Source organism: Streptomyces sp. cg36 (genome assembly GCF_041080675.1).
In the GTDB taxonomy this organism is placed as follows: Bacteria; Actinomycetota; Actinomycetes; order Streptomycetales; family Streptomycetaceae; genus Streptomyces.
Window position 1 is genome coordinate 2,684,848 of record NZ_CP163520.1, and the last position, 17,624, is coordinate 2,702,471.

General features: G+C 72.0%; 14 protein-coding genes. All 14 read right to left on the reverse strand.

Going from position 1 to position 17,624, the window contains the following annotated elements:
• Positions 1 to 36 precede the first annotated feature (36 nt).
• The 14 genes from AB5J87_RS11795 to AB5J87_RS11860 all read right to left on the reverse strand — a co-directional run bounded on the left by AB5J87_RS11795 (position 37) and on the right by AB5J87_RS11860 (position 17,616).
• A complete protein-coding gene (locus tag AB5J87_RS11795) occupies positions 37 to 1,218 on the reverse strand; it encodes an acyltransferase family protein (RefSeq protein WP_369376403.1) in 1,182 nt (393 codons plus the stop codon).
• Positions 1,219 to 1,505: 287 nt separating this feature from the next.
• Entirely contained in the window at positions 1,506 to 2,972 is a 1,467-nt protein-coding gene (locus AB5J87_RS11800; protein ID WP_369376404.1) for an FAD-dependent monooxygenase, read from the reverse strand.
• A gap of 29 nt (positions 2,973 to 3,001) precedes the next feature.
• Complete coding sequence (locus tag AB5J87_RS11805; RefSeq protein WP_369376405.1) at positions 3,002 to 3,988, reverse strand: alpha/beta fold hydrolase; 987 nt, start codon at positions 3,986 to 3,988, stop codon at positions 3,002 to 3,004.
• A gap of 77 nt (positions 3,989 to 4,065) precedes the next feature.
• Positions 4,066 to 4,902, reverse strand: a complete 837-nt coding sequence (locus AB5J87_RS11810; protein WP_369376406.1) for an SDR family oxidoreductase — start codon at positions 4,900 to 4,902, stop codon at positions 4,066 to 4,068.
• Between the two features lie 108 nt (positions 4,903 to 5,010).
• On the reverse strand, positions 5,011 to 6,492 hold the full coding sequence (locus AB5J87_RS11815; protein ID WP_369376407.1) for an FAD-dependent monooxygenase: 1,482 nt from the start codon (positions 6,490 to 6,492) through the stop codon (positions 5,011 to 5,013).
• 223 nt (positions 6,493 to 6,715) lie between these two features.
• Positions 6,716 to 7,132, reverse strand: a complete 417-nt coding sequence (locus tag AB5J87_RS11820; RefSeq protein ID WP_369376409.1) for a pyridoxamine 5'-phosphate oxidase family protein — start codon at positions 7,130 to 7,132, stop codon at positions 6,716 to 6,718.
• A gap of 148 nt (positions 7,133 to 7,280) precedes the next feature.
• The gene (locus AB5J87_RS11825) at positions 7,281 to 8,801 is read right to left on the reverse strand and encodes an MFS transporter (protein ID WP_369376411.1); all 1,521 of its coding nucleotides are present in this window, start codon (positions 8,799 to 8,801) and stop codon (positions 7,281 to 7,283) included.
• A gap of 382 nt (positions 8,802 to 9,183) precedes the next feature.
• Entirely contained in the window at positions 9,184 to 10,071 is an 888-nt protein-coding gene (gene sigJ / locus AB5J87_RS11830; protein ID WP_369376412.1) for an RNA polymerase sigma factor SigJ, read from the reverse strand.
• Between the two features lie 161 nt (positions 10,072 to 10,232).
• Positions 10,233 to 10,691, reverse strand: a complete 459-nt coding sequence (locus tag AB5J87_RS11835; protein ID WP_369376413.1) for a carboxymuconolactone decarboxylase family protein — start codon at positions 10,689 to 10,691, stop codon at positions 10,233 to 10,235.
• A 46-nt stretch (positions 10,692 to 10,737) separates the two neighbouring features.
• Complete coding sequence (locus AB5J87_RS11840) at positions 10,738 to 11,448, reverse strand: SDR family oxidoreductase (protein ID WP_369376414.1); 711 nt, start codon at positions 11,446 to 11,448, stop codon at positions 10,738 to 10,740.
• Between the two features lie 60 nt (positions 11,449 to 11,508).
• Entirely contained in the window at positions 11,509 to 12,756 is a 1,248-nt protein-coding gene (locus AB5J87_RS11845) for an acyltransferase family protein (RefSeq protein WP_369376416.1), read from the reverse strand.
• A 310-nt stretch (positions 12,757 to 13,066) separates the two neighbouring features.
• The gene (fxsT, locus tag AB5J87_RS11850; protein ID WP_369376417.1) at positions 13,067 to 16,045 is read right to left on the reverse strand and encodes an FxSxx-COOH system tetratricopeptide repeat protein; all 2,979 of its coding nucleotides are present in this window, start codon (positions 16,043 to 16,045) and stop codon (positions 13,067 to 13,069) included.
• Between the two features lie 93 nt (positions 16,046 to 16,138).
• Positions 16,139 to 17,377, reverse strand: coding sequence for an FxsB family cyclophane-forming radical SAM/SPASM peptide maturase (locus AB5J87_RS11855; RefSeq protein WP_369376418.1), 1,239 nt, complete (start codon positions 17,375 to 17,377; stop codon positions 16,139 to 16,141).
• Positions 17,374 to 17,616 (reverse strand): hypothetical protein, encoded by a 243-nt coding sequence (locus AB5J87_RS11860; protein WP_369376420.1) that lies wholly within the window; start codon positions 17,614 to 17,616, stop codon positions 17,374 to 17,376. The genes AB5J87_RS11855 and AB5J87_RS11860 overlap by 4 nt, the downstream gene beginning before the upstream one ends.
• Between the last annotated feature and the right edge of the window lie 8 nt (positions 17,617 to 17,624).

Genomic DNA, 17,624 nt, shown 5'->3' on the forward strand with positions numbered 1-17,624 from the left:
CGACCGGCCGGTCCGGCCGAGCCCGCCGCGGTGGCGTCAGGCCGTGGCCGCCGCCCGCGCCTTGCGCGACCTGGACCAGCGCCGGGTGATCGGCCGCTCCACGAGCGCGTAGAGGGCCCAGGAGGCGAGCACGCTGATCACGAGCATCGCCGCCACCAGCCCCACCGTCTCGGGCGTCGAGTACAGGTCGTGGCCCAGGACCTTGCGGCCATAGGCGAGAACGATGAAGTGCAGCAGGTAGAAGGCGAAGGAGATCTCGCCCAGCCACACCATCGCCCGGTTGCGGAAGACCGTGAACCGGCCCTCGATGTCGGCGGTGGCCGCCGCGGCGATCAGCAGCACGATCGGGACGATCGTGGTGGAGCGCTGCGAGTAGAGCAGGTCGACGTGGGAGGAGAGCCAGTAGCCGCCCGCCAGCAGCAGGCACGACCAGGCGATCCCGATGTTGCGCCAGCGCCCGCGCATCACCGCGTGGGCCACCAGCATGCCGAGCGCGAAGTCCAGCAGCCGCACCGGCGGCAGGAAGTAGGAGAACCAGTACTGCTTCACCGAGGCGTCGGCGGGCGCCCCGGTGAGCTGCACCGCGCCCGCGTCCGGCAGCACGTTGTAGGTGAACAGCGGGGTCAGGATGATCGCCGCGACCAGGCCGCCGATCCAGTACTTCAGCCGCGCCGCGTCGATGCGCAGGAAGAGGCGGTGCAGCAGCGGGAACGAGGCGTAGAAGACGAACTCGCAGCCCAGCGACCAGCTCGGCGGGTTGACGCTGAACAGGTACTGGAAGTCGGGCACCCACACCTGGACCATGAACAGGTTGGCGAGCGCGACCCTGGTGGGGGTGAAGGAGGAGGCGAACGCCAGCATCGCCAGGCCCCAGGTGATCGCGTAGTTGGGGTAGATCTTGGCGAAGCGCCGGCGCCAGAAGGCCGGGGCGGTGTCCTGCTCGCGGGCGGACCAGGTCAGCACGAAGCCGCTGAGGACGAAGAAGAAGGCGACGCCCAGCGAACCGGCGTTCTCGGTCGCCTTGGCGAGATCGTTGGCCGCCCCGTCGTCCTTGAGCAGGCGCAGCAGGGGGATCGGCAGGCCGACGTGACTGAAGAAGACCAGCAGTGCGGCGGGGAACCGCAGACCGGTGAGCGAGGGCAGCCGCGAGGCTCCGGGACTGAGCAGACCGTCCCGCGTCGGCACCTCGCGCAGCGTCCTGGTGGCGCCGTGCGTCATCTCAAACCTTCCTGGGACATGGCGGGTTGTCCGCTGGGTGGGGGGCGTTCAGGGCTTGGACGGCTGGGGGGTGGTGACCGCCGGGGGCGATTACACTGCCCGCTGCTTGAGCGCTGCTCGGGCGGGCGTGCACACGCGAACGGCCGGGCCCCGAACGCCAACGGCGCCCGGAGCCCGGCCGGTTGGGCGGCACGGGAGAGGTGCGGTACGAAATCGCGGTACGGGAGAGGTGCGGTACCGGATCGGGCTCGGTACGGGAAGCAGCTCGGTACCGGCGGGTGTGCGGCTCAGTCGGCCTGGCCGAACCAGAGTTCGAGGGCGTCGCGGAGTTTGCCGCCGTCGGGGGCGGTCCAGGCGATGTGGCCGTCGGGGCGGACGAGCAGTGCCTCGGGGTCTTGGTGGGCGGCCTTCTCGTCGGGGACCCAGGTCCCGGTGACCACGTCGACGCGGCCGGCCCAGCCCTCGGCGAGCTCGGCCGCCTCGGTGGAGTCGCCGGTGGTGATCAGCACCCCGCGCGCGGCGTGCAGCAGCTCGGCGACCCGGACCCGGCCGCCGCCGGCCAGCTCCAGCTCCCGGTCCGGCGAGAGCCGCAGACCCAGCAGCGGATGGCCACTGGCCCCGACGTCGTACCGCACGTCCAGACCACTGACCTGACCCGCCAGATGACGGGCGACGTCCGGCGACTCCACCAGCTCACGCATCACCGCACGCAGCGGCTCCATCTCCTCACCCGTCAGATACAGCCGGGTCTGCGCCCGGGTGTTGCGCATCAGCTGCTCACCCACCGGGTGCCGCTCGGACTGGAAGGTGTCCAGCAGCCCCTCCGGCGCCGTACCACGCAGGGCCGCCGCCAGCTTCCAGCCCAGGTTCACCGCGTCCTGCACCCCCACACTCATGCCCTGCGCACCGGTAAGCATATGGATGTGGGTCGCATCCCCGACCAGGAACACCCGGCCCCTGCGGTACTCCGACGCCTGACGGGTGGTGTCGGTGAACGCACTGATCCAGCGGACCTCCGCATGATGCAGCGACTCCCCCGTCATCCGCTCCCAGGCATCCGCCACCACCTCGAACGTCAGCTGGCTCTTGTCCTCGTGCGGACGCAGCTTCTCATCATGGATGACGATCCGGTCGACACCGTTCTCCAGATTGAACGCCATCACCATCCCGCCCGGCACCTGCTCACCGATCGGCCGCTGACGCACCCCCGCACCCACCAGATCGGCCATGTACATGCCCCGCGTCGCATCCCAGCCCGGGAAGTCGATCCCGGCCGTCCTGCGCACCACCGAACGGGCACCGTCACAGCCCACCAGATACCGGGCCTCCGCCTCCCCCGGCCCGTCGGGCCCCTCGAAGGAGACCACCACCGAGTCCTCCGTCTCCCGGAACCCGGTCACCTCATGGCTGCGGTGCACCCTCACACCCAGCTCCGCGAGCCACCCCTCCAGGATCTCCTCCGTACGGAACTGGGGCACACCCCGCACACTGAAGTGATTGTCATCCAGCTTGGAGAAGTCGATGCGGACCCCGCCGAAATGACCCTGCGCCCACTCGACGTCACCGAACCGGGCCAGCAGGCCCCGCTGGTCGAAGACCTCGGCGGCCCGGCGGGTGAAACCCACCCCGCGCGACTCCCCGCTCGGCGCGGGCAGCCGGTCATAGACAGCCACCTCCGCACCACCCAGCTTCAGCTCACCCGCGAGCATCAGCCCGACCGGCCCGGCCCCGACGATGATCGCACCGTTGGTCATTGCGTACTCCTCGTGTCTTGGATCTCGGATCAGGCGAAGAACTCCAAGAGGGCCCGGGAGACTCGGTCCGGGGCCTCCTCCTGGAGGTAGTGCACGGTGTTGTCGAGCTTCTCCACGCGGACGTCGGTTGCCTGCGTGGGCAGCGTCGAGAGGAACTGCGCATAGCTGATCTCGGAGGCCAGGCCGAGGAGCGGCGCGGTGATCTTCGGGTAGGTCTTCAGGTCCGCGATGTCCTGCCCGAAGTTCTGGTACCAGGCGTTGGAGGCCCGGATGCCGTCAGGCGTGTCGTAGACCTTCGCGTACACGTTGCGGTCGAAGTCGGACACCATCGACTGGTCGGCCAGGGAGTTGGCGAAGAACCAGTCGATCAGGTGCCGGGAGCGGCCCCGCACCAGCGCCTCGGGCAGCCCCTGGAGCTGGTTGAAGGCGTACCACCACATGTTGAAGCCGGCGCCCGGACGGCGCAGGACGGGGATCTCGTAGAAGCTCTCGTCCGGGTGGAGGGCGTCCAGCATCGCCAGCTTGCGGGTGGCGTCCGGGTGGTTGACGGCGAAGGCGAACGCCACCTTGGAGCCGATGTCGTGGCCCGCGATGTTGACCCGGCGGTAGCCGAGGGCGCGCACCAGTTCGCGGACGTCCTCGGCCATCGTCTTCTTGTCGTAGCCGCCCTGCGGCTTCTCCGAGGAGCCCTGGCCGCGCACGTCGACGGCGATGACCCGGAAGCGCCGGGCCAGCGCGGGCATGACCTTGCGGTAGGACCACCAGGTCTGCGGCCATCCGGCCAGCAGCACCAGCGGCTCGCCCGAGCCGCCGGCCACGTAGTGCAGACGGACGCCGTTGACGCGGACGTGATGGCTGCGGAAGCCGCCGGCGAGCGACCGGGCCAGCGCCTCGTCGCCGGGGACGTCCCGGTGCGCGCTCGCCTCGGCGGTCCCGGTGGCGGCGACCCCGCCGGCCATCGCGAGGGCGGCCGAACCGGCCCCCAGCGTCATGATCTTCCTGCGGTCCAACGACATCTTCCGTCCTGCCTCGTTTCGTTGCATGGGGGGACTCGCTCGCGGTGCCCGTGGGGGTGGGTGGTCGGGGTGGGGCGTCAGCCGCGGAACGGCCCCGCGTACTCCTGGGCCCACTCGGTGAAGGGGCGGGCCGGGTGGCCGGTGAGCCGCTCGACGTCGTCGGTGAGCGGGACCGGGGCGGCGCTGGCGGCCCAGAGGTCGAGCAGCGCGTCCGCGATGTCGCCGGGCATGAAGTCGGGCTTGTTGGCGCGCCAGACGGCCGGGGGGACCTCGGTGACCGGGATGGCGCGGCCCGCCGCCGCCTCGATGGCCGCGATGTGCTGGGCGAAGGTGAGCGCCTCGGGACCGGTGAGGTGGTACGAACGGCCGCCCAGGGACGGGTCGGTGAGCACCGCGAGGGCGGCCTCGGCGACGTCCTTCTCGTTGACCGGGTCGGCGTAGCTGTTCGGGTACGGCAGGCCGACCGTGCCCCGCGCCTTGAGCTGCCACGCCCACGGCAGGGCGTTGCTGGCGAGCGCGCCGCAGTTCAGCGGGGTCGAGGTGATCGAGGAGGCGGCGAGCGCCCGCTCCACCACGAGGTGGCCCGTGGCGATCGGGTTGGTCTCGGCGTCCGGACGCAGCACCGCGTCGGCGGACATGATCACGACGTGCCGGACACCGGCGGCCTCGGCCTGCGCGACGAACTCGCCGACCGCGGCGGGCTCGCAGTACAGGAACACCGAGTCGGCCCCGGCGAGCGCGGCCGGGAAGTCGGCCGGCTCGTCGAGGGCCAGCTTCACGGACTCGACGCCGTGGGGCAGGGTCAGCTTCTCGGGGCTGCGGGACCCGGCCCGCACCGCGATGCCCTTGGCATGCAGGAGCTGGACCAGGTGGGAGCCGACTTTGCCACTGCTGCCGGTGACGAGGACGGTCATGGTGGTTTTCCCTTTCGGACGGGGCGGGGCAGGGGTGGGCCAGGGCCTGTCCGGCGGGTAGGCGCCGGACAGGCCCTCGGCACGGTGGCGGCCGGTGTTCGGAAGCTTCTAGCCGGCCGCTAGAGCGGTGCCGAACCAGCGCTCAAGCGCGTCCCGCAGCTTGCCGCCGTCGGCCGCGACCCAGATGACGTGGCCGTCGGGGCGCACCAGCACGGCCTCCGGGTCCTCGCCGGAGGCGGTGTCGGAGGGGACCCAGCTGCCGTTGACGACATCGACCCGGTCCGCCCAGCCCGCGGCGAGCTCGGCCGCCTCGGCCGAGTCGCCGGTGGTGATCAGCACGCCGTGCCCGGCGTGCAGCAGCTCGGCGACCCGGACCTGGCCGCCGTCGGCCAGCTTGAGCTCGCGGCCCGGGGCGAGGCGCAGACCGAGCAGCGGGTGGCCGCCCTCCGCCACGTCGTAGCGCACGTCCAGGCCGGAGACCAGACCGGCGAGGTGGCGGGCGGCGTCCGGGATCTGCACCAGCTCGCGCAGTACGGCGCGCAGCGGCTCCATCTCCTCGCCGCTGAGGTAGATCAGCGACTGGGCGAGCGTGTTGCGCAGCAGCTGCTGCCCGATCGGGTGGCGCTCGGAGTGGTAGGTGTCGAGCAGGCCCTCGGGGGCGTACCCCTTGATGGCGGCGGCGAGCTTCCAGCCGAGGTTGACGGCGTCCTGGAGGCCGACGCTGACGCCCTGGGCACCGAGCGGGGCGTGGTCGTGGGCGGCGTCGCCCGCCAGGAAGACCCGGCCCTTGCGGTAGTCGGTGGCCTGGCCGGTGTAGTTGGTGAGGGCGCACATCCAGCGGGCGCTGGCGCCGTGGATGTCCTCGCCGGTCATCCGCTCCCAGGCGTCCGCGAGCTCGGAGAACTGCAGCTCGCCCTCGCCGTGGTGCGGGCGCACGCCCGGCTCGTGGATGACGATCCGGTCGATGCCGGGCTCCAGCGTGACGGAGAGGACCATGCCGCCGCCCTCGATGCGCTCGCCGATGGGGCGCATCCGCAGCCCGGCGCCGACCACGTCGGCCAGGTACATGCCGCGGGTGGCGGGCTCGCCCGGGAACTCGATGCCGGCCAGGCGCCGGATGGTGGACCGGCCGCCGTCGGTGCCGACGAGGTACTGGGCCTCCTCCTCGCCGCGGCCGTCGGGGCCCTCGTACTCGACGACGACACCGGTCTCGGTCTCGCGGTAGCCGGTGACCTCGTAGCCCCGGCGCACCGTGACGCCGAGCTCCTCCACCCAGGCGCCGAGGGTCTCCTCGGTGCGGGACTGGGCCAGACCCATGATGCCGTAGTGGCTCTCGTCCAGCTCGTCGAAGTTGATGCGGACCCCGCCGAAGTGGCCCTGCTTGCCCCAGCGGATGTCGCCGAGCTTCGCCAGCAGGCCGCGCTGGTCGAGGACTTCGGCGGTGCGGCCGGTGAAACCGAGGCCGCGCGACTCGCCGCTGGGGGCCGGGAGCTTGTCGTAGAGGGCGACCTCCACACCGGCCAGGCGGAGTTCGCCGGCCAGCATCAGCCCGACCGGACCGGCACCGACAACAATTGCGCCCTGGGTCATGTTTAGCACTCCTCGTGCACGTGGATGACATTGGATCAGCCGATATGCCCGAGCGTCGCAGCGCCAACCTGAGTACGACTCAAGTGGCCGTTGTGCGGAAGGAGTTATCGCAATTCCGGAAGCGGACGCAAAAGGGCGCGGCGCCGCGGAACCGGAGTTCCCGCGGTGCCACGCCCTGATGGGGTGCGCCATCTGCCGCGCATTGCGCGCGGCGCGTTTCTTTTTACGTGTTCAGATTCATCACCCGGTCGACGGCGATCTCCAGCACCACCCGGCCGGGCGGATTGGGCGGCGCCGACCAATAGCGCTTGGCATAGCGCCGCACGCCCTCGGCCACCCGTTCCGGGTCGTCCGAGACCGTGGCGGTGCCCTCCAGGCTGACCCAGCTGAACCCGTCCACCTGGCACAGCACGGCCCGCCCGCCCGGGTTCGCCAGCGCGTTGCGGGCCTTGCGCGAGGTGACGACGGTCATCACCCGGGCCAGCCCCGACGCCGCGTCCCAGGTGAACCGCACCGGCGCCACGTGCGGCGAGCCGTCGGGCCGCAGGGTGGTGAGCGTGGCGACGAGCGGCTCGGTGAGGAACGCCCCCACCGAGGCGGAGACCGGCGGAGCGCTGGTACGCCCCCGGGGCTGCGGCATCGCGGTTGTCCTTCCAGGCGTACGGGGCCGGGAGCGGCCCCGGGCAGGCTCCCGTAGTGGCACGTGGCGCCCCTCCGGCTCGTACCGGAGGAGCGCCACGGGGGTGCCCTGCCCTATGCGGCGGGCGGGCGGGTCGGGAAGAGCTCTCTTACTTCTCGACGGTGGCGGCCTCGGGGGTGCCCGCGGCCTCCGGGTCGGCGAGTCCGTGCGCGTGCGACGAGCTCATCGACTGCTGGCCCTTCGGCATGAAGAACAGGGCGACCAGGAGGGCGCCGAAGCAGAGGATGGCGGCGGAGAGGAACGCGTGGTGGTTGGCGGTCGCCTGGACGTCGTGGATCTTGGCGGGGTTGCCGCCCGTCTTGGCGAGCTTGTCCTCCAGGCCGTTGTACGCGATGGTCGCGATCACGGCGAGACCCAGGGCGCCACCGGCCTCCTGGCTGGTGTTGATGAGACCGGCGCCGACGCCCGCCTCCTCGTCCGGGATGCCGACGAAGGCGGCGATCTGCAGGGTCACGAAGACCATGCCGCAGCCGAGGCCGAGCAGGATGAACGCGGGGAGCAGGTCGATGGCGTAGCTGCCGTCGGCCGGGGCGCGCCACAGCAGGAGCAGACCGGTGGTGGTCAGGGTCAGACCGACCGCGAGCACCGGACGGGCCGCGACCTTGGCGATGATGCCGGAGGCGGCACCGGCGCCGATGGCCACCGAGAGGGCGAGCGGCACGTAGGCGAAGCCGGCCTTCATCGGGGAGTAGCCGAACGCCTGCTGCATGAAGAGGCTGGCGAAGAAGAACAGGGCGCCGAAGGTGCCGAAGACGAGGATCGCGGAGATGTTGGCGACGCGCATCGTCTTGAGGCGGAAGATGCGCAGCGGCATCATCGGGGCCTCGACCTTGGTCTCGATGACCAGGAACGCGGTGAGCAGGACGGCGACGCCGATCAGGCTGCCGATGGTGCGCGTGGTGCCCCAGCCGACGTTGATGGCCTCACCGAGGGTGAAGATGAGCAGGAGCAGACCGGCGGTCAGGGTCGCGGCGCCCGCGAAGTCGAAGCGCTGGCGCGGGGCGTCGGACTTGGACTCGGGAACGATCCGCGGGGCGAGCAGCGCCAGGCCGATGCCGATCGGCACGTTGATCCAGAAGATCCACTCCCAGCCGGGACCGTCGGCCAGGACACCGCCGAGGATCACGCCGAGGATGGAGGCGATACCGGCGAGCGAACCCCACACGCCCAGCGCCTTGTTGCGCTCCGGGCCCTCGGGGAAGGTGTTCGTCAGGATCGAGAGCGCCGCGGGGGCGATCATCGAGGCGCCGAGGCCCTGGAAGCCGCGGGAGGTGATGAGCATGGCGGCGTTCTGCGCCAGACCCGAGGTGAGGGAGGCGAGGGCGAAGATGAGGAAGCCGCCCATGAGGAACTTGCGTCGGCCGAAGGTGTCGGCGAGCCGTCCGCCGAGCAGCAGGAAGCCGCCGAGCACGGTCGAATACGCGGTGACGATGTAGTTGAGACTGACATCGGACATGTCGAGGCCGTCCTGGATGGACGGCAGGGCGAGGTTCACGATCGACACGTCGATGAAGACCATGAACTGGCCCAGGCACACAAACGCCAGGATCGCACCGGGCTTGAAACCAGCCCCGGGTCCCGACCGCGCGAGTGAGTCGGCGGCAGCCATTACGAAACTCCTAAACTTTGCAGAATCGAGTAGGTGAGAGCGCCCCCGGCGAGGCCGGGTGGCTGCCGGACACAACCGCGTCCGAGCACGGAACGCCGCCCGAGAGTTCGGTTCCGGACGCGGGACGAACGTGTCAAAGGCTTGCTCTCCATCGGGGGCTTTTGGGCGATACGGGCGCCCCCGAACGAGGGCGACGGACGCCCCACCGGCGCTGCCCCCCTCGGCTCGCCGGCCCGGACTCGTCCGTCACTGATATGACGGATCCCGCGGGCCGAATGTGACCGGTGAACCAAAATAAGTTTCGGCACACAGAACGGCCTGGCCCCGCCGAAGCGGGGCCAGGCCGTCTCACCTGCACCGATGCCGGGGAACCCGGCATTCCTCAGTCCTGCAGCACCGCCAGGTCGAGCTCCCGCAGCCGCGCCGGGTCGGAGATCACGTCGATCTCCACGATGACCCCGTCGGCGAACTGGAACGCCATCACCCGGAACTGCTGGCTCCCGTTGTTGGCCACCACGCCCGGCGCCCCGTTGACCAGCGCGGGCTGCGCGGCCTTGGTGAAGGGGGCGTACGTGAGGGCCTGCTTGGCCACCGCCGCCGCGCCCCGGATCACCGACTGCCGCCCGGCGGGGGTCCCGGCGGCGGCGTCGCTGCGGGCCACCACGTCCGGGTCGAGGACGGCGACCAGGGCCTCGAAGTCGCCGCCGCGCGCCGCCGCCAGGAACGCGTCCACGACCTGGCGCTGGCGGGTCAGATCGGGGTCGGGCACCGGCTCGGCGCCCTGGACGCGGCGCCGGGCCCGGCTGGCGAGCTGACGGGCGGCGGTGGGCGTGCGGTCCACGATCGGGGCGATCTCGTCGAAGGGCACCGCGAACATGTCGTGCAGGACGAACGCGAGCCGCTCGGCGGGCTCCAGCGTCTCCAGGACCACCAGCAGGGCCAGGCCCACCGAGTCGGCGAGCAGCGCCTGGTGCTCGGGGTCACCGGGGTCGTCGGGGCTGAGCGCGGGCTCGGTCACCTGGGAGTCCAGCGGGTCCTCGCGCCGGGCGCGGCGCGAGCGCAGCATGTCCAGGCAGACCCGGCCCACGATGGAGGTGAGCCAGCCGGCCAGGTTCTCGATCTCGTCGTTGTGGGAACGGCTGAGGCGGATCCACGCCTCCTGCACCGCGTCGTCGGCCTCGCTCACCGAACCGAGCATCCGATAGGCCACCGCCCGCAGATGACTCCGGTTCTCCTCGAACCGCTGCGCCAGCCACTCGCGCTCGTCCATCGGTCACATCCTTTTGGCTCGCGTACCGTCATTCCCCTGACGAACCGACCACGGCAAATGTGACAGCGCCCGGCACCGGTCCGGACGCCCGCCGGTCCGCGCGGCCGGGAACTGCCGCGTGCCACCGGGGGTCTGACGCCCCGGCGGCACGCGCACGGCCTCTACCAGGCCTGGCCCGCCTGCTGGCGGGTGGAGGCGTTGAGGCGGTTGAACAGGTTGACCACGCCTATCTGGAGGAGCAGCGCGGCCAGCTGCTGCTCGTCGTAGTGCGCGGCGGCCTCGTTCCACACCGCGTCCGGCACGGCGTCCTCGCGGTCGGCGAGCCGGGTGGCGTGCTCGGCCAGGGCGAGCGCGGCGCGCTCGGCGTCGCTGTAGTACGGGGTCTCGCGCCAGGCGCCGACCGAGAAGACGCGCTCGTCGGAGACGCCGGCCTTCCGCGCGGCCTTGGCGGAGGCGTCCAGGCACGGCCCGCAGCCGTTGATCTGGCTGATGCGCAGGTGGACCAGTTCAAGAGTGGCGTCGGCGACACCGGCCTTGCGGATCGACTTGATGAGTCCGCCGATGGCCGCCATCGAGTCGGGCAGCACCTGCGCGGGGTTGTTCATGCGGGGAGTGGACATCGTCATCTTCCTTGCGAACTGTGGGGATTGGCGGTGGTGCTCAGGGCTACCAGGGCAGCGGGCCCTGGTCCTGGACGAAGGTGGCGGTCGGGCCGTCCGCGTCGAGCGTGGCGAGCTTCACGGCGATGGCAGCGCCCTGCTCGGCCGACTTGTACCCCTCACCACCGGTGATGTCCGTCCGACACCAGCCGGGGTCAACGGAGTTGACCTTGATCGGAGTGTCCCACAGCTCCTTGGCGTAGGACACGGTGATCATGTTGAGCGCGGTCTTCGACGAGTTGTACGGCAGGTTGTTCACGTGCCAGATCGGGTGGTCCTGGTTGAGCACGTTGGTGAGCGAACCCATCTCGCTGGACTGGTTGACGATCCGGCCGGCGGGCGACTTGCGCAGCAGCGGCAGGAACGCGTTGGTCACCTCGACGACGGCGAACACATTGGTCTCGTACAGGGAGCGGAGGGTCTCCAGCGAGGTGGTGCTCGGCCGGCCCTCCTCGTGGGAGACCGTGATGCCCGCGTTGTTCACCAGGATGTCGAGCTTGCCGTAGGCGAGGCCGATCCAGGTCGCGGCCTTCTTGATGCTCTCCGGGTCGGTGACGTCGAGCTGGACGAACGGCTGGCCGAGCTTCTCGGCGGCGGCCCGGCCGCGCTCCTCGTCCCGCGCGCCGATGATGGCGGTGATGCCCAGCTCACCGAGCTGGCGTGCGATCTCGAATCCAATTCCCTTATTGGCACCGGTAATGAGCGCGATGGTCTTCATGGGGGGAATCCTTGCAGTCGAATCTCGATGTCCACTTGAATACAAGTGGTTCCGCTTAACTCAGCCGGTCGCGGCCCGGGGGCGCCGCGGTTTGGACCAGCCACGTGTGATGGGCCGCTCCACCAGGGCGTAGAGCGCCCAGGAAGCGAGCAGCGCGATCGCGAACTCGACGAGCACGATGCCGACGGTCTGCGGGACCGAATACATGGTGTGGCCGAGCCACTTCCGTCCGTAGGCGAGGACGACGAAGTGGACGAGATAGAAGGCGAACGAGACTTCGCCCAGCCAGATCATCGCGCGATTGCGGAAGAGGGTGAACTGGTTTCGCGCGTCGGCGGTGGCCGCGGCGGCGATCAGGAAGATGATCGGGACGATGGTCATGGACCGCTGGGAGTACAGGAACGGCACGTGGGAGGCCCATACGTAGGTGCCCGCCAGCAGGACGGACGACCAGGTCATCCCGATGTTCCACCAGCGGCCGTTGAGCACCGCCTGGGCCACCAGCATGCCGAGCGCGAAGTCGAGCAGCCGTACCGGCGGGAAGTTGTACGCGAACCAGTACTGCTCGGTCGAGGCGCGGGCGCCCAGAGCGAGGCCGCCGGGGAAGTTGGGGTCGTCCGGCAGCAGCAGATAGGTGAAGAACGGGGTGGCGATGATCGCCGCGGTGACACCCGATATCCAGTACTTGAGGTGCCCGGCCCGGATCCGCCGGAATGCCTTGTGCAGCAGCGGGAAGGCCAGATAGAAGAGCAATTCGCAACCCAGTGACCAGCTCGGTTGATTCACGCTGGAGAACACGTCGAACGTGGGCACCCATACGTGCACCATCAGCAGGTTCAGCACCGCGGTGCGGGTCGGCGTATAGGCGGAGGCGAACAGGACCATCGCCAGCAGCCAGGTGAGCGCGTAGTTCGGATAGATCTTGACGATCCGGCGGCGCCAGAAGGCGCGGGTGGTGTCGGATTCCCGGACGGCCCAGGTGAGGACGAATCCGCTGAGGACGAAGAAGAACGTGACGCCGAGCGCGCCCGCGTTGCGGGTGACGTCGAACCAGTCCATCGCCGCGCCGTCGTCCTTGACCAGCCGCAGGAACGGGAAGGGCAGTCCGGTGTGGTTGAGGAAGACCAGCAGGGCCGCGGGGAAGCGCAGCCCGGTCAGCGACGGCAGCCGGGTGGCCTCGGGCCGCAGCCACCCGTCGCGGGTGGCGACCGTCCGGATGCCGGCCGACTTCCCCAGTCCCTTGCGCGGTGGCGGCGGACCGGCTGCCGGGGTCGCGGGTCCGGCGCCGAGGGTGTCGCCGTGAGTCATGGCAGTGCCTTCCGAAGACGTGGGGAGTGGTCCTCTCGCCGTGGAGAGGAGCTCTCGGCACATCCGATCGTCGCCCCCCGCGCACGAGCGCCCCTTGAGTGCGCCGGGGCCCCTCAAGCATGTTGAGGAACCAACTCCGCTTCAAGCGCGGCACGTTCGGCTCGGGACGCCGCCACGCCCACGGGCGCGGAAACGGGCCATCAAGGTCCGGGGAGCGTCAAATCCCGGTCAGGGGAACGTCAGAGAACGGCCGGATCCGGCGGGATCCGGCCACTCGTGGCCTTCGTCACATCCGCCGCCGGACCGGCCCTCACACCGGCATCGGCTCGAAGTCCCAGTACGGCCGGGCCCCGCTGCACAGATAGGCGGTCTGGCGGTGCTGCTCGCCCAGGGAGGCCGCGAGCGAGCCCACCGCGTCCCGCAGCAGCTCGGCCGCCTGGGCCCGGCGCCCCAGCGCCCGCAGGTCCTGGGCCAGGCCCGCCTGGAGGTTGACGGACAGCACGTGCGAGGCGCCGACCGAGGCGACCGCGCTGACCAGTGACGCGCGGCCGAGCTCGGCGGCCCCGGACAGGTCCCCGCAGGCCGCGCGCGCCGACGCGGTGTTCATGGCGCTCCCCAGCGTCCAGGGGTGGGCGTGGCCGAGCACCCGGGTGAAGGCGTGGAAGTTGCGCTCGGCCAGCTCGCGGGCCGGGCCGCTCTCGCCCGCCTCGCGCATCACCAGCGCCACGTTGTCGCGCGCCCCGATGGTGTACGGGTGGTCCGGGCCGAGCAGCCGCTCGTACGCCTCGGCCGCCTCCCCGGCGAGCTCGCGCGCCTCCTCGTGGCGGCCCAGCTCGCGCAGGAGCATCGCGTAGTCGCAGGTGTAGGCGGTCGCGTCGGCGCGCCGCAGCATCGCCTGGCGGGCCTCGTGGAGCAGCCCCCTGGCCCGCTCGGGCTCGCCGTCGCGGCGCAGGCACAGCGCCAGGTTGTGCTGGGCCAGCAGGGTCTGCGGATGGTCGGCGCCGAGCACCTGGTGGTGGAGGCGGTGATTGTACTCCTGGAGGGTCAGCGCCTCCCCGTACCGCCCCATCAGCCGGAGCATCTGGGCCGTGAACGAGCCGCACTGGAGGGTGAGGTGGTCCTTGCCGCCGAGTACGGAGATGCACTCCTCCAGGACTTCCTGGTGGCGGGAGAGCGACTTGGCGTAGTGGCCCTGGAGGGCCAGGGTGACCGCCAGGTTGTGGCGGATCGCGAGGAGCCGGGGCACCTTCCAGTCGCCGAGCAGGGCCGCGGTCTCCCCCGCCGCCTCCTCGAACAGGGCGCGCGCCTCCGCGTACTTGCCGAGCACCATCAGGGTGCCGCCCAGACCGTTCTTGGCGCGGACCACCTCGATGCCGCCGCGCCCCTCGGACATCAGTCTGCGCAGGGTGGTGCGGCCCAGCGACTCGGCCTGCCCGTACTCCCCCAGCTGGCGCAGCATGTGGGCGAGCTGGTGGGTGGCGACCAGCACCAGGCCGTCGGTGGGGCCCGATTCGGGGCGCCAGACGTCCACCACGAGGGCGCTGAGGCGCCGCCCCTCCCGGAACTCGCCGCGCACCCGCAGGTATTCGACGCAGTTGAGGACGAGGCGGCGCACGTCCGGGTCGGTGGAGGCGACCGCGCCCGAGGGCTCCAGATGCGGGATGAGCTCGGCGTAGCGCGGCCAGTTCAGCGCGGACGCCGGGTCGCGCGGGTCGGCGGCGACGAGCACCTGGCAGGCGGTGGTGGTGGCCCGGCGGTGCTCCTCCGGGGGCAGGCTGCCGCGCACGAAGCGGTGCAGCAGGCGGTGGATGCGCAGCGAGCCCACCGTACGGGTGCCGAGCCGGCCGGGCTCGTCGTACTCCAGCGGGGTCGCGGTGACCCGGGACAGGGTGCGCAGCGCCGAGTTCCAGCTGCTCGGGTCGGTGACCAGCGCGGCCAGGTGCGGGGGCAGGTCGCTGACCCGGGCGCTCTGGAGCAGCCGCACCGGCACCGAGTCCGGGGAGAAGTGGGCCAGCAGCTTCAGCAGTTCCCACGCCTCGGCGGAGGTCTCGTGGAGGCTGTTGAGGGTCTTGGACCAGGCGGCCTGGAAGTTGGTCGGGTACTCGCGCGTGGGCAGGGTGTCCACGACGTGCGGGTCGCCCTGGCTGATGCTCCGCACGTACTCGGCGACCGAGGCGGCCGGGTTGTTGGCGATCCAGTTGGCGGTGTGGTCCAGCAGCAGCGGCAGGTCCTGCACGGCCTCGGCGAGCCGGTCGGCGTCCTTCTCGTCGAGCCGCTCGGCCCGGCGCTGCACGAAGGCGACGCTCTCCTCCCGGTCGAACGGCGGCAGTTGCACCGTGTGGGCGCCCAGGCCCGGCCACTCCGGCGAGTTGGCGGTGACCAGGACGTGGCCGGGACCCTCGGGGACGAGCTCGCCGACGGTCTCGGCGCTCTCGGCGCCGTCGAAGACCAGCAGCCAGCGCCGCCGGGTGCACTCCAGGGCGCCGCGCACCGCCGTGATGACCTCCCCGAGGCGGCTGCCCTGGGCCAGCCCCAGCTCGGGGGCGAGCGCCGCGACGCCCTCGCGGGCCCCGGCCTTGGCGGCGGCGCCCACCCACCACACGATGTCGTACTCCCCGGCGAACCGGTGCACGTACTCCATCGCCGCCTGCGTCTTGCCGACGCCGCTCATCCCGTGCACCACCACCCGGCCGCCCTCCTCCCCGGAGGCGGCCAGCAGGTCGTGGATCTTGTCGAAGGTCTCCTCGCGGCCGGTGAACTGGCGGTTGCGGCGCGGCGCGTTCCAGACGCCCGGCCGGTCGTCGGGGAAGCGGATGGCGCGCTCAAGCACGACTCCGGTGGGGCGCCCGGGCGTTCCCGCGCACTCCAGGACCCGGCGGCGCGCCTCGTCGGGCCCGATGCCGCGCAGCGCGGTGGGCCGCAGGGTGGCGGCGGCGGGCGGCAGCGGTTTGGCGGTGACGCTGACGGCCGCCACCCGGTCGCGGTGCAGCGGCAGGGTGTCGCGCAGGGCGGCGGCCCAGCCCTGGTACTTGGCCGAGTCGAACCGCAGGTACCAGTCGTCGAGGACGACCAGGATGTGGCCGGGCGGCTCCAGCAGGTCGGCGAGCGCGGAGTCGGCGGGCTGCAGGTGCAGCGGATCCCAGCGGATCAGGACGGCCGGGTGCCCGGCCCGCTCCAGCTGCTGCCCGATCCAGTCGGCCCACGCCTGGCTCTGCCCGGCGAACAGCACGGTGACACGGGGTGACTCCTCGACGGGACCCGGCCCCTCGGGGCCCTCGTGGTCGGACATTGCGGCGGACTCCCTCGGCTCGGGCCGGAAGCATGGAATGGCGCGCACCTTCAATTGTGCGTCACATGGGCGTGGGTGAGCAGGAGTTGGCCGTCACGAGCGGCCCCGTTCCGGCCCGTCGGCCGCCGCGAGACGGGCCGCGGCATGGCGGATCAGCCGCTCCAGGTCGGCGCAGTACACACTGGGGTGGAGGAACCCGCTGTACGGGGCGTACCGGTGGGCGTAGTTGCCGCCCCCGCACACCTCGCGCACCGGGCACGCCAGACAGTCCGGCGCCAGGCCCGCCGCGCCCAGCTGGCGGGCGGCCACCCCGGGGTGGCGCAGCACCCGGTCGAAGGAGTGGCGGAAGACGTCGAGACCGGTGGCGGAGGCCCCCTCGTACGCCGAGCGCAGCGCGCCGGTCTGCTCGATCGAGCCGTCGGTGTCCACCACGACCGCCACCATCGGGGAGAGCCCCACCGACTCCACCGTGCTGGGCACCCCGAGCAGCAGCGCCACGATCTCCTGGAAGAGCCGCACCCCGGTCCGCATCCGGTCGTCGTCCCACCACAGGTCGAAGACCCGCACCAGCCAGTCCCCGTACGGAGTGGGGCGCGCGTGCCGTCCGGGCACCGGGGCCGGGAGGATCCCCGGCGGCGGCGCGGCCCAGGTGGCGTGCGGCAGCAGCAGGTCGATGCCGGGCGGGCCCAGCGCGAGCAGCGAGCGGTAGACGTCCTCGGGGTCGGCGGCGAGGTCGACGGTGCACAGGATCCCGGCGTACGCGGCGGGGCGCCGGGCGAGCAGCCGCGCGGCGGCGGCGACGGCGGGCCACGAGGAGCGGCCCCGGCGGTCGGTGCGGCGGGTGTTGAGCCGGGCCGCGCCCCCGTCCAGGCTGAGTCCGACCCGGACCCGGGCGGCGGCCAGCCGGTCCAGGGTGCGCGGGGTGAGCAGGGTGCCGTTGGTCTGCACGGTCGCGGTGACCTCGCAGCCGCCCGGCACCACGCCGCGCACCGCCTCGCGCACCGCGCGCCGCACCTCGGCCGCGTACGCCAGGACGGGGCCGGGCCCGCCGAGCAGCGGTTCGCCGCCGTGCAGGTCGATGCGGAGGGCGCCGAGCCGGTGGGCGGCGGCGTGCTCGGCGATGCGGCGGGCGGTGCGGCGCACGGTGGGCTCGGCGACCCGGGCCGGGCGCTCGCGCCAACTGCTGTCCTGGCCGCGGTAGATGTAGCAGTAGTCGCAGGCGAGGTTGCAGCGGCTGTGCACCTTGAGCACGAACTGGCGCAGCGGCACGGGCCGCACCGTGCGCGTGTCCAGGGCGCGGTGCGGCCAGCGCGGCTCCCCGGCGGCGCTCACCGGCGCACCCCGGCGGCCCCGGGCGACGGCGTGTCCGCGAAGTAGGCACCGGCGGCGGGCGCGTCGCTGAAGTACGCCCCGTCCCCCGCGCCGGTCCGCGCCCGCAGCTCGGCCACCACCGCGGCCAGCACCGGGTGCGCGCAGTCGCGGACGGCCCGCAGCGCGAGCGGGCGCAGGGCGGGCAGCGCGGAGGCGTCGGGCGGCGCGGGCGGGCCCGGCCGCGCCGGAGGTCCGGGCACGGCTCTGC